This is a genomic window from Streptomyces sp. NPDC020884, from assembly GCF_044333935.1.
In the GTDB taxonomy this organism is placed as follows: Bacteria; Actinomycetota; Actinomycetes; order Streptomycetales; family Streptomycetaceae; genus Streptomyces.
On the sequence record NZ_JBIRRY010000004.1, the window covers coordinates 502,044 to 514,354 of the forward strand.

At 71.8% G+C, this 12,311-nt stretch carries 12 protein-coding genes and 1 pseudogene; 6 read left to right on the forward strand and 7 right to left on the reverse strand.

Features of this window, described 5'->3' with window-relative positions:
* Positions 1-8: 8 nt before the first annotated feature.
* The 3 genes from ACH4UK_RS16410 to ACH4UK_RS16420 are packed head-to-tail and all read right to left on the reverse strand — an operon-like array spanning position 9 to position 3,233.
* The gene (locus ACH4UK_RS16410; RefSeq protein ID WP_398356832.1) at positions 9-905 is read right to left on the reverse strand and encodes a carbohydrate ABC transporter permease; all 897 of its coding nucleotides are present in this window, start codon (positions 903-905) and stop codon (positions 9-11) included.
* Positions 898-1,911 (reverse strand): carbohydrate ABC transporter permease, encoded by a 1,014-nt coding sequence (locus ACH4UK_RS16415; RefSeq protein ID WP_398356834.1) that lies wholly within the window; start codon positions 1,909-1,911, stop codon positions 898-900. The genes ACH4UK_RS16410 and ACH4UK_RS16415 overlap by 8 nt, the downstream gene beginning before the upstream one ends.
* 11 nt (positions 1,912-1,922) lie before the next feature.
* Positions 1,923-3,233 carry an ABC transporter substrate-binding protein gene (locus ACH4UK_RS16420; protein ID WP_398356836.1) on the reverse strand — a complete coding sequence of 437 codons (1,311 nt, stop codon included), beginning with the start codon at positions 3,231-3,233 and terminating at the stop codon, positions 1,923-1,925.
* Positions 3,234-3,375: 142 nt separating this feature from the next.
* Between ACH4UK_RS16420 and ACH4UK_RS16425 the strand changes: the two genes are divergently transcribed.
* The 3 genes from ACH4UK_RS16425 (at position 3,376) to ACH4UK_RS16435 (ending at position 5,746) form a co-directional block, all read left to right on the forward strand.
* The gene (locus ACH4UK_RS16425) at positions 3,376-4,710 is read left to right on the forward strand and encodes an ROK family protein (RefSeq protein WP_398356838.1); all 1,335 of its coding nucleotides are present in this window, start codon (positions 3,376-3,378) and stop codon (positions 4,708-4,710) included.
* 74 nt (positions 4,711-4,784) lie between these two features.
* Positions 4,785-5,129: a hypothetical protein gene (locus ACH4UK_RS16430; protein ID WP_398356840.1), complete on the forward strand. Its 345-nt coding sequence runs from the start codon at positions 4,785-4,787 to the stop codon at positions 5,127-5,129.
* A gap of 101 nt (positions 5,130-5,230) precedes the next feature.
* Positions 5,231-5,746, forward strand: a complete 516-nt coding sequence (locus ACH4UK_RS16435; protein WP_398356842.1) for a DinB family protein — start codon at positions 5,231-5,233, stop codon at positions 5,744-5,746.
* 2 nt (positions 5,747-5,748) lie between these two features.
* Here the strand turns inward: ACH4UK_RS16435 and ACH4UK_RS16440 are convergent.
* From ACH4UK_RS16440 to ACH4UK_RS16450, 3 genes and pseudogenes are all read right to left on the reverse strand, one after another.
* Positions 5,749-5,852 (reverse strand): annotated as a pseudogene (locus ACH4UK_RS16440) (IS5/IS1182 family transposase); the annotation flags it as partial.
* Positions 5,853-5,857: 5 nt separating this feature from the next.
* Entirely contained in the window at positions 5,858-7,024 is a 1,167-nt protein-coding gene (locus ACH4UK_RS16445) for a LacI family DNA-binding transcriptional regulator (protein WP_398356844.1), read from the reverse strand.
* A 110-nt stretch (positions 7,025-7,134) separates the two neighbouring features.
* Positions 7,135-7,887: an SDR family oxidoreductase gene (locus ACH4UK_RS16450; RefSeq protein WP_398356846.1), complete on the reverse strand. Its 753-nt coding sequence runs from the start codon at positions 7,885-7,887 to the stop codon at positions 7,135-7,137.
* Positions 7,888-7,970: 83 nt separating this feature from the next.
* Between ACH4UK_RS16450 and ACH4UK_RS16455 the strand changes: the two genes are divergently transcribed.
* Positions 7,971-8,579 carry a TetR/AcrR family transcriptional regulator gene (locus ACH4UK_RS16455; protein WP_398356847.1) on the forward strand — a complete coding sequence of 203 codons (609 nt, stop codon included), beginning with the start codon at positions 7,971-7,973 and terminating at the stop codon, positions 8,577-8,579.
* 203 nt (positions 8,580-8,782) lie between these two features.
* Entirely contained in the window at positions 8,783-10,204 is a 1,422-nt protein-coding gene (locus ACH4UK_RS16460) for a transglycosylase family protein (RefSeq protein ID WP_398356849.1), read from the forward strand.
* Here the strand turns inward: ACH4UK_RS16460 and ACH4UK_RS16465 are convergent.
* A complete protein-coding gene (locus ACH4UK_RS16465) occupies positions 10,174-11,334 on the reverse strand; it encodes a DMT family transporter (protein ID WP_398356850.1) in 1,161 nt (386 codons plus the stop codon). The two genes, ACH4UK_RS16460 and ACH4UK_RS16465, sit on opposite strands and share 31 nt — an antisense overlap.
* A gap of 244 nt (positions 11,335-11,578) precedes the next feature.
* Here ACH4UK_RS16465 and ACH4UK_RS16470 point away from each other — a divergent pair, with 244 nt between their 5' ends.
* Positions 11,579-12,283 (forward strand): (2Fe-2S)-binding protein, encoded by a 705-nt coding sequence (locus tag ACH4UK_RS16470; RefSeq protein WP_398356852.1) that lies wholly within the window; start codon positions 11,579-11,581, stop codon positions 12,281-12,283.
* The last annotated feature ends 28 nt before the right edge of the window (positions 12,284-12,311 follow it).

A 12,311-nucleotide genomic window follows, 5' to 3' on the forward strand; every position in this document is an offset into this window, starting at 1 on the left:
TACGGAGGTCACTTGACGGCTCCCGCGGTGAGACCGGCCACCAGGTAGCGCTGGAGGAGCAGGAAGCCGACGACGATCGGGACGCTGACGACGAGGGACGCCGCCATGACCTGGTTCCAGTACACGTCGTTCTGCGTGGCGTAGCCCTGCAGGCCGACGGAGAGGGTCCGGGTGGCGTCGTTGGTCATGACGGAGGCGAAGAGCACTTCGCCCCACGCCGTCATGAACGAGTACACCGACACGGCGACGATTCCCGGGACGGCGGCAGGTACGACGACCTGGAACAGCGCGCGGACGGGGCCGCAGCCGTCGACCAGCGCGGCCTCGTCGAGATCGCGCGGGATGGAGTCGAAGTACCCGATCAGCATCCAGATGGAGAACGGCAGCGAGAACGTCAGATACGTCAGGATGAGCCCGCCGCGCGAGCCGTACAGCGCGACGCCGGTGCTGTTGCCGATGTTGACGAAGATGAGGAACAGCGGGAGCAGGAAGAGGATCCCCGGGAACATCTGCGTGGACAGCACCGTGACGGTGAAGACCCGCTTGCCCCGGAACCGGTAGCGGCTCACCGCATAGGCGGAGAACACCGCGATGGTCACCGACAGCACGGTCGCCGAGCCCGCCACGATCAGCGAGTTGACGAAGTACTTGGCGAGCGGGACGGTCTCCCAGATGTCGAAGTACGGCCGGATCGTCAGCGTCGAGGGGATCCACTGGAACTTCCCCGACACATCCTGGAGCGGCTTCAGCGAGCTGCTGACCATGACGTAGACCGGCAGCAGGACGAAGCCGGCGAGCAGCGTCAGGACGATGCGGCGGGTCCAGAGGAAGGACTGCGGCGCGGCCATCGGGGAGCGGGCCGGGCGCGTCCGGGTGGCGCCCGGCGGCCGTGCGGGGCTAGACATCGGCGCCCTTCCTTCCGCGCGAGGTGAAGAACAGATAGACGGCCGTCACGACCAGCAGGAAGAGCAGCAGCAGGACGGACATGGCCGATCCGGTGCCGAAGTTCCAGGTGACGAACGACGACTGGTAGATGTGGATCGAGATCAGGTCCGCGCTCTCCGGCGCCGATTTCCCGAACAGGACGTACGGCGTGTTGAAGTCGTTGAACGTCCACAGGAAGAGCACGAGGACCAGGACCTGGTTGACCGGGCGCAGCGAGGGCAGCGTGATCCGGCGGATCTGCTGCCAGATGCCGGCGCCGTCGATGGAGGCGGCCTCGTACAGTTCGCGCGGGATGTTCTGGAGCCCGGCCATCAGCATGAGGAAGGCGAACGGCCAGCCCTTCCACACCGAGACGATGATCAGGGTGTAGATGCTGTTGTCGCCGATCAGCCAGAACGACGGCTCGTCGGTGATGCCGAGCTGGTCGTGCAGCACGTGGTTGATCAGCCCGTTGTCCCGCTGGAACATGAACGCCCAGGTGATGACGGCCGCGTAGACCGGCAGGGCGTACGGGACGAGGAAGACCGCCCGCAGGAAGCCCCGGCCGCGGAAGTTCTCCTGGAGCAGGATCGCCGCGGTGACGCCGAACAGCCAGGCGAGGCCGACGGAGAAGAACGTGAAGACACAGGTGACGAGGAACGAGTGGAGCAGGGCCTCACCGATCGGCGCGTCGAAGTCGACGGCGATCCGGTAGTTGTCGAGGCCGGTCCAGGGCGCCGCGCCCCAGTTGTTGATGAAGAACTGGGTGAGCTGACGGAAGCTCATCACGATCCCGATGACCATCGGGATGATGTGGATGAGGAGTTCGAGCAGGGCGGCGGGCAGGAGCAGGAGATAGGGCAGTCCGCCGCGGCGGATCCGGTCGGGGATGCGCGGCAGTCTCCTGCGCGCACCCCCGGTGCCCCGGCTCGTACCCTTGCCGGTCGACTTGTCGACCTCGGGGTCCGTGGTGACGGTGGCGGTCATGGATCAGGGCCTCACTGCTGCATCGTCTGCTGGGCCTTTTCCAGGCGCGACTTGACGGATTCGTCGGTGACGGGGCGACCTGCCGCCGCGTCCGCCCACAGTTCCTTGACCGCTGTGCCCACGGCCGTCTCGAACTGCGACTCGTTCGGGACCTGGGGGAGCGGGGCTGCGCTGGTGGCGAGGGTGTCGCGGAGGACCTTGAGGTCGGGCGCCCCGAAGGCGGCGTCGGCCTGCGCGGCCTTGACCGGCGGGATCGATCCGTAGGTCTTGTTGAGCAGCTTCTGCTCGGCGTCGCTCGTCATGAACTTCACGAACTTCTTCGCGCCGTCGATGTTCTTGGTGTTCTTGAACACCGCCATGTTGATGCCCGCGACCATGGAGTTGGTCTGCTTGTCCGCGCCCGGCGTGCCCGAGGGCACCGGCACCGGGGCCGCGCCCCAGTCCTCCGGCTTCATGCCCTGGGCGGCGAAGGTGGAGGCGGCGGCCTGCCACAGCACCATGGCCGTCTTGCCCTTGGCGAAGTCGGTGAGCGACTGGTTCTGGGCGTACTCCGCGTTGCCCGGAGCGATGATCTTGTCCTGAGCCATGAAGTCGATGTACTGCTTCACCGCCGCGACCGCTCCGTCCGAGGTGAAGGTCGCCTTGCCCTCCTCGTCGAAGAAGTCGGCGCCGTGCTGCTGGCCCAGGACGAAGGTCTGGTGGATGTTGTTGGAGAGGTTGCCGCCCTCGGCGCCCAGCCCCCACTTGCCGTCCTTGGATATCTTCTGTCCGGCCGCGACGAGCTCGTCCCAGGTGGCCGGGGGCTTCTCGATGCCCGCGTCGGCGAACATCTTCTTGTTGTAGTAGAGGGCGTACGCCAGTGAGTACAGCGGCACGGCGGCCGGCGGCTCGCCCGCCTTGCCGGCCGAGGCGACCGCCGAGTCGACGAAGCGGTCCCGGCCGCCGATCGCCTCGAAGTTCGCCTCGTCCCACGGCAGGAGCGCGCCGGTCGCCTGGAGCGAGGCCGACCAGGTGTTGCCGATGTTCAGCACGTCCGGGCCCTGACCGGAGCTGGTGGCGGCGAGGATCCGGTTCAGCAGGTCGGCCCACGGCACGACCTCCAGCTTGACCTTGATCCCGGTCTCCTTCTCGAACTTCTTCAGCTCGGGAGTGAGGATCTCCTTGTCGGCCTCGATGCTGGGCCCCTGGTTGGACGCCCAGTAGGTGAGGGTCTTCGGCGACTCGTTGCTGCCGCCCGAGGTCGTCCCGCCGCCACAGCCGGTGGCGGCTACGGCGATGGCGAGGGCGAGGGTGGCGGCGCTGGCGGCTCTGACATGACGCATGTGAGGTGGCCCCTTTCCGGGGATGGCTGCGTTCGGGAACCGAACGGCCTCCATGACTTAATTTATGCCGTGATTTAAGAGGTGAGAGAAGGTCGCGTCAAGGTCTGGGACCGGGGTATGTTCCTGGAAGGGAAGGAGCAACATGGCCGAGCGCAACAGACGGACCGTGCGTGACCTGCGACGGGGTAACCGGGCGAGGGTATTGCAACGGTTGTATTTCGACGGCCCGCTGAGCCGTCAGGAGCTCGGACCGGTCACGGGCCTGAGTTCAGGTTCCATCAGCAACGTCGTTGCGGAACTGTCCGCCGAGGGGCTGCTGGAGGAGGCCGGCATCGTCGACTCGGACGGCGGCCGCCCCCGTACGCTGCTGCGCGTCGCCCCGGACGGCGGGCTGCTGGTCGGCATCGACATCGGCGAGACCCGGGTCCGCGTCGAGCTGTTCGACCTCTCCCTCACCGAACTGGCCCGCACCGAAAGGCTGCTGGCCCAGCACGGCTACGACGTCGACCGCATCGTCGCCCATGTCCGCACCGGCGTCGCGGACGTGCTGCGCGACGCGGGCGCCGACCCGCGCCGACTGCTCGGCATCGGCATCGGGGTCCCCGGCATCATCGAGCGCGACGGCCCCGAAGGCCCCGACGGCAGGCGCGGTGCGGTGGTGCACGGCCAGACCATCGGCTGGCGTGCGGTCCCCTTCGAGCAGCTGCTGCGCGAGGCGGTCGACGTGCCGCCCGAGGTGCCGCTCTTCATCGACAACGGGGCCAAGACGCTCGGCCAGGCCGAGATGTGGTTCGGCGGCGGCCGGGGCGCGGGCGCCGCCGCCATCGCGCTGATCGGCTCGGGCGTGGGCGCCTGCGTCGACCACGGCGACATCCTCGACGAGGACCGCACCAGCCTCGCCCTCGAATGGGGCCACACCACCGTCCAGTTGCGCGGCCGCCGGTGCCGCTGCGGCTCCATCGGCTGTCTGGAGGCGTACGCGGGCGCGGAAGCCCTGCGGGAGCGCTGGCGCGAGGCGGGCGGCCCGCTGCCCGAGCACGCCGACGACGAGACCGCGCTCGCCGCGCTGCTCGCCGCCGCCTATCCGGGGCCCGGCGGCCCCCGTCCGGACCCGGTGGCGCTCGCGCTCCTCGACGAGACGGCCGAATGCCTCGGCGCGGCCCTCGCCGACCTGATCAACCTCTTCCTGCCCGAGCGGATCCTGATCGGCGGCTGGGCGGGCCTGCTCATCGGCCCGCGCCTGCTGCCCGAGATCCGCCGGTACGCGAACGAGTACGCCCTGCGTCACGCGGCGGCCCGCACGACCATCGAGATGGGCCGCCTCGGCCCGGACGCGGTGACCGTGGGCGCGGCGACGCTCCCGCTCGCCGACTTCCTGACCCGGGGAGGCAGCCGCCCCGGGCCGGGCACGACCGGTGCGCCGACCCGTACGGCGGTCCAGGCGGTCCGGGAACGCCACCGCACGCCGTCGAGCTGAGGCCGGGGGGCCGCGCCCGTTCCGGCACCGCCCGCGAGCCCCCGGGTCCCGCCGCGCGTCATAGGCTCCGGGGCATGCACAGCACCCTGACCGAGCACGCGCGTTGCCTCTACGGAGACGAGTACCGCCCCACGCCTGCGTGCGACCTCGAGCACCGGGAGCACTTCTTCGTCGAGGAGCTGACCTTCGCGGACGCGGACGCGATCCTCGGCATGCTGCGCGAGCTGTGCCCGCACGCGGTCGACGGCCTCCTGCCGGTCTGGGTGCGCAACCTGGCCTATCGGCTGGTGCTGTTGCAGCGACCGGACGAGCCGGCGCTGATGCGGGAGGCCGCCGAGAACCTGTGGCTGCACGGGCCGGACTGGGACGACATCGCGGCAGACCTGACGAGGCGGGCCGACACACAGGGAGCGGGTTGATCACCGGGGCGTTTCCCGTCGATCAGCGTCGTGACCCGGCCGGGGCCCAGGCCGGGGCCCAGGGCCTGTCCGCTGATCTTGTGACCGCGTAACGTGCGGGCATGGCACCTTCACTTGAGCGTCCCCCCTTGCAGGCCGACGAACGCACCGCGCTCATCGGCTGGCTGGACCTCCAGCGGCAGATCCTGCGATGGAAGTGCGAGGGTCTGAGCGAGGCCGACGCGCGGCGTTCCCTCGTCCCGACCTCGCCGGCGATGACGATGGCCGGGCTGATCAGCCACATGCGGTGGGTCGAGCACACCTGGTTGGAGGTGGTCTTCCTCGGCGGCGACAAGACCCAGAACCCGTCCTTCGACGAGACGGACGAGGGCGCCGACTGGAAGGCCGACGGCGTTCCGCTGAAGCAGCTGCTCGTGGAGTACGAGGCCCAGTGTGCCCGCAGCAACGAGATCGTGGCCGCGGCCTCCCTGGACGACGTCGGCCGCCACCCCGACTTCCGCGACGGCGGCGCCAACCTCCGCTGGATACTCATCCACCTCGTCGAGGAGACCGGGCGGCATGTGGGACACGCGGACATCGTGCGGGAGCTGCTCGACGAGGTGAAGGGGTACTACTAGATCGCCCCGGCGGCATGCTGGTCAGCCCGGCGGGAGGTCGAATCGACGCTCGCCGTCGACCAGTCGATGTTCCGTCCGCCGACCAGCGCCGGTGCCGCTCGTGCACAGGCCCTAGGCCGAGCCCCGTATCACCAGCTCCGGTTCGAAGATCACCGAGGTCACCGGGCCGTCCGGCCGGGCCAGCCGGTCCAGCAGCAGGCGCGTCATCTCGGCCGCCATCCCCTCCACCGGCTGGCGGACCGTCGTCAGCGGCGGGCGGCAGGCCAGGGCCGCGCTGCTGTCGTCGAAGCCCACCACCGCCACGTCCCCCGGCACCGAGCGGCCGTGCTCCCGCAGGACATGGCAGGCCCCCAGGGCCATCAGGTCGTTGGCGGCGAAGACTCCGTCCAGGTCCGGATGTTCCGCCAGCAGCCGTTCCATCGCCGCCTCGCCGCTCTCCTGGGTGAACTGCCCCTCGACGATGGGGACGTACGGGTGCCCGTGGCGCGCCATGGTGTCCCGGAAGCCCGTCAGGCGGGCCTGGCCCGCCGGGACGTCCAGCGGGCCGCTGATCGTCGCGATCCGGCGGCAGCCCCGGCCCAGGAGGTGCTCGGCCGCCAGCCGTGCGCCGTCCTGGTGCGCCAGGTCGACATAGCTGACCGGGACCGGCCGCGCCGGGCGCGCGTACAGGACGGCCGCCAGACCGGCGTCCGCGATCAGGGCGGGCAGCGGATCCTCGGCGTGCGTCGAGACGACCAGGGCCCCGTCCGCGCTGCCCTGCCGCAGGTACGCCACCACCTCCTCGCGCGCCCGCGAGGTCTCCGCGAACATCAGCACCGGGTGCATCCCGCGCGGACGCAGGTAGTTGACCACCCCGGTCACCACCCGGCCGAAGAACGGGTCGGCGAACACCTGCGCGGTGAACGAGCCCGCGTCGCCGGACCCGCCCCCGGATCCATTCCCGCCCCCGGACCCATTCCCGTCCCTGGGCCCGTTCCCGCCCCCGGACGCCCCGCCGCCGGGGCCTTCCGGAGCCGTCTCCGGAGCCGCCTCCGGCTCGACACCCGCGCCCGAGACCACCAGAGCGACGGCATCGGCCCGCCGGGTCACCAGCGACCTGGCCGCCCGGTTGGGGGTGTAGCCCGTCACGGAGACCGCCTGGCGCACGGCCTCCTGGATCATCGGGTCCACATTGCGCACCCCGTTGATGACCCGGGACACGGTGGCGCGTGAGACGCCGGCCGCCCGCGCCACGTCCTCCAGGGTGGGTGCTCCGGCCGACCGCAGATCATCCGTCATGAGCGCCTTTATAGCACTGACGGAGAGCGCTCTCCATGGAGGCGCTGCCCGGTTGTTCCGCAGCGGTGGGTCGAACCATCGCCCGGCGGGCGGCAGTTGGGCGACACTCTTCAGGCCAGCGAACCGCCCGTCGCGTCGATCCACTGGCCCGTGACCCACCGTCCGGCGTCCGAGGCCAGGAAGGCCACCACGTCGGCGATGTCGGCCGGGGTGCCGACCTTCCCCAGGGCGGACAGGGCGGCCGCCTCGGCCCAGGCCTCGTCGCTCGCGTGCAGCCAGTCCGCGTTGACGTCGGTGTCCACGATGCCCGGCGCCACCGCGTTGACGGTGATGCCCCGGCTGCCCAGCACTTTGGAGAGATACCGGGTGAACACGTCCAGTGCGCCCTTGGACATGGCGTACGCGATCAGGTCCGGCATCATCGCCGCGTGGCTGAGGCCCGTCGAGATGTTGATGACGCGGCCGCCGTCCCGCAGTCGGTCGAGCCCCAGCTGGGTAAGGAAGAACGGCGCCTTGGCGTTGACGGTGAACAGCCGGTCGTACTCCTCCTCCTCGATCTCCGCGAACTTCTGCGACGTGCCTATCCCGGCATTGTTGACGAGGATGTCCAGGCCGTCCGCGTGTGCGTCGAAGGCGGCCCAGAGCGCGGCGGCGGCCTTCGGGGCCGCCAGCTCCGCGCCGAGCGCGAACGCCCTGCCGCCCGCCGCCTCGATGGCGGCCACGGTCTGAGCGGCCGCTGACTCATTGCTGCCGTAGTGCACGCCGACGACCGCTCCGTCTCGTCCCAGCCGTTCGGCGATCCCCCGTCCGATGCCCCTGCTGCCGCCGGTGACCAGTGCCGTCTTCCCCGTGAGCGAGCCCATGGCTCCGCCCCCCTCTTGTTTATTAGCGGTCGTTACAGAAAGGACCGTAGCACGTTCTCTAGTGGTCGCTATAGAATTGGCGCATGGCGACGAAACAGCGCGGCAGGCCACGGTCCTTCGATCGGGAGGCCGCTCTCCGGAAGGCGACACTGACCTTCTGGGAGCAGGGGTACGAGGCGACGTCGATCGCTGACCTGACGCGCGTGATGGGCATTGCGGCACCGAGCCTGTACGCCGCGTTCGGCGACAAGCGCACCCTCTTCGGAGAGGTCGTGGAGACGTACGGGGTCCTCTTCGGCGGCTTCGGCGACCGTGCCATGGCCGAGGAGCCGACCGCGCGACGCGGCGTCGCCCGGATGCTGCACGAGGCGGCGGCGGAGTACACGGCGGCCGGCCGGCCGCACGGCTGCATGGTGCTCAGTGCCGCCGAGAACTGCTCGTCGGACGAGGTGGTGGCGGCGCTGCGCGGCCAACGGGCGCGGAACGTGACGGAGTTCCAGCGGCGGATCCAGGCAGACATCGACGCGGGAGCGCTGCCCGCGGATGCCGACGCGGCGGGGCTTGCACGCTATACGGCGGCTGTCATCCAGGGGATGTCGCAGCAGGCGCGGGACGGCGCGAGCCGTGCGGAGCTCGAGACGCTCGCGGAGGTGGCCATGCGTGCCTGGCCGGAGGGGTCCCGGGAGGGCTGAACGCATCCGGGGACGAGGGAAGTTCGCGGCTTCGGCCGGAGGTGGGTCCGGCCGGACGCGGTCCCGGTCGGATCGGCGGGCATCGGATTCCGGCCACCGAGCGGCCCGGAGCGGCCGAGTATCACGTTTTGCTTGTGATCAGTCACAGCACCGACCTACGTTGCCCCTTGCGACATGTCCCAAAGCCAGTGGGGGAGCCAAGTATGGCCGCGAACGGACGGCACCGCAGGTACCAGCCCAGCCGGATCAACCGTGCCTCGCTCACGGTGACGGCGGGCGGCGCGGGCATCGCGCTCCCGCTCATCACCGCAGCCTCGGCGGGGGCCGCGCCGGTTGAGGTCTGGGAGAAGGTCGCCGCCTGTGAGTCCAGCGGCAATTGGGCCGTCAACACGGGCAACGGCTATTACGGCGGGCTGCAGTTCAGCGGCTCCACCTGGGCCGCCTTCGGCGGTGCGCAGTACGCGCCGCGCGCCGACCTCGCCACCCGGGACCAGCAGATCGCCGTCGCCGAGAAGGTCCTGGACGGCCAGGGCCCCGGCGCCTGGCCCACTTGTTCCGTACGGGCAGGGCTCACCCGGGGCGGCGACGCGCCCGCGACCGACCCGGGGGCGGGGACCGATCCGCAGAGCGCGGGCAGCCGGCCCGTCCAGGCGGCCGCGCCGCAGAGCGCGGGCAGCCGGCCCGTCCAGGCGGCCGCGCCGCAGAGCGCGCCGCCCAGACAGCCGCAGACCCGTCCCGCCGCGGCGACGCCCACCCATGTGCCGGGCAAGCGTGACTCGTACACGGTCGCGAGCGGGGATTCCCTTTCCGGGATCGCGTCCGCCCAGCGGGTCCGCGGCGGCTGGCAGGGCCTTTACGCGGCCAACCGCACGGTCGTCGGGGGCGACCCGGACCTGATCTTCCCCGGACAGCGGCTGAGCCTCGACCCGAGCCGGGCGGGGGTGAGCCCCGGGAAGGCCGGGCGGCAGACCGCCCCCAAGCCTCCGGCGGCCGCGTCCGAGGCCAAGAAGGCGGATCAGCGCAAGGCCGAGTCCAAGAAGGAAGCACCCGCGCAGGCCGCGCCGAAGAAGGAAGCCCCGAAGCAGCAACCGCCGAAGCAAGAGGCCCCGAAGCAGCAGGCTCCCAAGAAGGAAGCCCCGAAGCAGCAGGCTCCGAAGAAGGAGGCGCCGAAGAAGGCCGCTCCCAAGAAGGAGCAGCCCGCCCCGGAGCGCGCAGTGAAGCACTCCGGATTCAGCGCCCCGGTGGCCGCGGGCACCGGTACCCCCTACCGGCAGGCCGGCTCCTGGTCCAGCGGCTACCACACCGGCGTGGACTTCCCCGTGCCCACCGGGACGTCGGTGAAGTCGGTGGCCCCGGGACGCGTCGTCTCGGCCGGCTGGGCCGGAGCGTACGGCTACGAGGTCGTCGTCCGGCACAGCGACGGCAAGTACAGCCAGTACGCCCATCTCTCCGCGCTCCACGTGCGCGCGGGGCAGTCGGTCTCCGGCGGGCAGCGCATCGCCCGCTCCGGCTCCACGGGCAACAGCACGGGCCCGCACCTGCACTTCGAGATCCGCACGGGCCCCGGCTACGGGTCGGACGTCGACCCGCTCGCCTACCTCCGGGCGGGCGGCGTCAGGGTCTGAACCGTCCGTTCGGAGCGGGAGCGCCGCAGGGTGGCTCCACCGCGCCGCCGCTGCTCCGCGAGCGGGCCCGGCGCACCGAACTCCACCTGCGGCACCGCGTGCCCCGGCGGCAGGGGCGGCGACGGGTCGTGCGGCACGGGCTTGCGCCCCGGCGCGAGGCCCGCCCCGCCCGGTGACGGCGCGGCGCTTCCGCTCGGCCGCACCTCCGCGCCGGGGGCCGCGTACCCCGGACCGGCGGCCGGGGCGGCGCGCTCTTCCTCCGCGCCCGCCGCCTCGGGGTCCGTCCGCGCCTGATCGGCGTGCTCCGCGCTCAGCCGCTCCCGCGTCAGGAGGATCAGCCCGCCGGCGGCCAGGGCCCCGCAGGAAAGGGCCAGGACGGTGCCCGCGACGCCGTGGCGGAAGTGCTCGCCGAACAGGGTGATGCCGATCGCGGCGGCCACCACCGGGTTGACCACGGTCACCGTCGCGAGCGGAGCCGTCAGACCGGCGCCCCGGTAGGCCGCCTGGGACAGCAGGAGGCCCGCCGCCGCGAGCCCGGCGATCACCAGCAGCGGCGGTGCGCCCGAGCGCAGCGAACCGGATGTCCACTCCACGGCCACGGTCTTGGTGAACACCGAGGCCATACCGAACGCCACCCCCGCGCCCGTGGCCAGGACGATGCTGCGCAGGACCGGGCGGCGCAGCGTGCGGGAGAGGACGACGAGCGCGCCGACGCCACCGAACGTCACCACGGCCAGCAGCAGCTGCTCGGGACCGTTCAGCGTGTGCGGTGCGGCGTTGCCCGTCAGGGCCAGCAGTCCGCCGAGCCCGGCCGTCGCCATGAGCGCGCCGCGCCAGGCCGTGGCTCCGGCCCGGCGTCCGACGAACAGGGCCGCCATCGGCAGGGCGAAGACGATCGTCAGCGCCCCGAGCGGCTGGACCAGGCTGAGCGGACCGTAGGCGAGCGCCACCACGTGCAGGACCGCACCGATCCCGTTGAGGAGGACGGCGACCCACCACACGCCGTTGCGCAGCAGGGCGTACGAGGAGTTGTCACCGGTCGCGGCCACGCGCTCCTGGATGATCGCCCCGGCCGCGTAGGCGACCGCGGAGATCAGTGACAGCAGCACGGACAACGCAAGGGAGCTCATGTACACCACGATGTCCCGTCCGGGGCCCCACGTCGTCGTCCTTGAGACTGCACTTCGGCGTACTGCCCCAGGAGTACGCCCGTCGGACCGACGTCCTCCTCCCGACGGTAGTCCTGCCGCCCCCAGCCGTCAGAAGTTGCCGCCCGGCGGATACGGTGAGCGGCGAGGACGACACGGCCGGTGTCCGTGCGGCCGCTCGCGGGGGCGGCCCGGAGACCGGCCGGGAACCGAGGAGGGACAGGGCGTGGACCTGGGGCTACTGGCGTCGGTCGGGGGGTTCTTCGCGCTGCGGACGACCCCGGTGCCGGGTGGCGGGCACCGGCCGCTCGAGCAGGTGTACGCGGGGGAGAACGGCCTTCTCGCCGCGCGTGTCGACAAGGTCGCGTCGCGACTCGCGGCCCCCGAGCGCAGGGTCGCCGCCTCTATCGCCCAGCTCGGGCTGGCCGCCCGGCTCTGGTCCCTCGCCCTGGGCCCGGCCGCGCTCTTCGGGCGGATCCCCGCCCTGTCGCCCGGCGCCCTGCACTGGGACCCGTCGGCCACCTCGCCGGACGACCTGTGGCTCGCGGAGACGGCCGAGCTGCCCGGCACGGCGGCCCGGATCCGCGAGGAGGTCCAGTACGGGCATCTGGTCCCGCTGTCCGAGGCGTTCCGGCGCGAGGGGAACATCTCCGCGCAGTTGCTGTGGGGCAACGCGGGGTCCGCGCTCGCCGGAGCCGTACGCGAGCTCGTCGCCTTCGCGCGCGCCCACGACCGGCCGGACGTGGCCGCACGGGCCCGCGCACTGGCGGCCGAGCTCTTCGACGACGAGGCGTTGCGCGCCACCGGCTCCCCGCACGGTCCGGCGTTCCGGCGGCGCAGTTGCTGCCTGTACTGGCGCTGTCCGGGCGGCGGGCTGTGCGGGGACTGCGTGTTCGACCGGGCGCCCGGGGCGGGCGCGGGGGAACGGTAGCCGCCCCGCCGCGGCCGGGGCGGGGGAG

What these genes read in the sequence shown, in the direction of transcription:
- ACH4UK_RS16410 (WP_398356832.1), bottom strand. Translation starts at nt 905, where the DNA reads ATGTCTAGCCCCGCACGGCCGCCGGGCGCCACCCGGACGCGCCCGGCC.
- ACH4UK_RS16415 (WP_398356834.1), bottom strand. Translation starts at nt 1,911, where the DNA reads ATGACCGCCACCGTCACCACGGACCCCGAGGTCGACAAGTCGACCGGC.
- ACH4UK_RS16420 (WP_398356836.1), bottom strand. Translation starts at nt 3,233, where the DNA reads ATGCGTCATGTCAGAGCCGCCAGCGCCGCCACCCTCGCCCTCGCCATC.
- ACH4UK_RS16425 (WP_398356838.1), top strand. Translation starts at nt 3,376, where the DNA reads ATGGCCGAGCGCAACAGACGGACCGTGCGTGACCTGCGACGGGGTAAC.
- ACH4UK_RS16430 (WP_398356840.1), top strand. Translation starts at nt 4,785, where the DNA reads ATGCACAGCACCCTGACCGAGCACGCGCGTTGCCTCTACGGAGACGAG.
- ACH4UK_RS16435 (WP_398356842.1), top strand. Translation starts at nt 5,231, where the DNA reads ATGGCACCTTCACTTGAGCGTCCCCCCTTGCAGGCCGACGAACGCACC.
- ACH4UK_RS16445 (WP_398356844.1), bottom strand. Translation starts at nt 7,024, where the DNA reads ATGACGGATGATCTGCGGTCGGCCGGAGCACCCACCCTGGAGGACGTG.
- ACH4UK_RS16450 (WP_398356846.1), bottom strand. Translation starts at nt 7,887, where the DNA reads ATGGGCTCGCTCACGGGGAAGACGGCACTGGTCACCGGCGGCAGCAGG.
- ACH4UK_RS16455 (WP_398356847.1), top strand. Translation starts at nt 7,971, where the DNA reads ATGGCGACGAAACAGCGCGGCAGGCCACGGTCCTTCGATCGGGAGGCC.
- ACH4UK_RS16460 (WP_398356849.1), top strand. Translation starts at nt 8,783, where the DNA reads ATGGCCGCGAACGGACGGCACCGCAGGTACCAGCCCAGCCGGATCAAC.
- ACH4UK_RS16465 (WP_398356850.1), bottom strand. Translation starts at nt 11,334, where the DNA reads ATGAGCTCCCTTGCGTTGTCCGTGCTGCTGTCACTGATCTCCGCGGTC.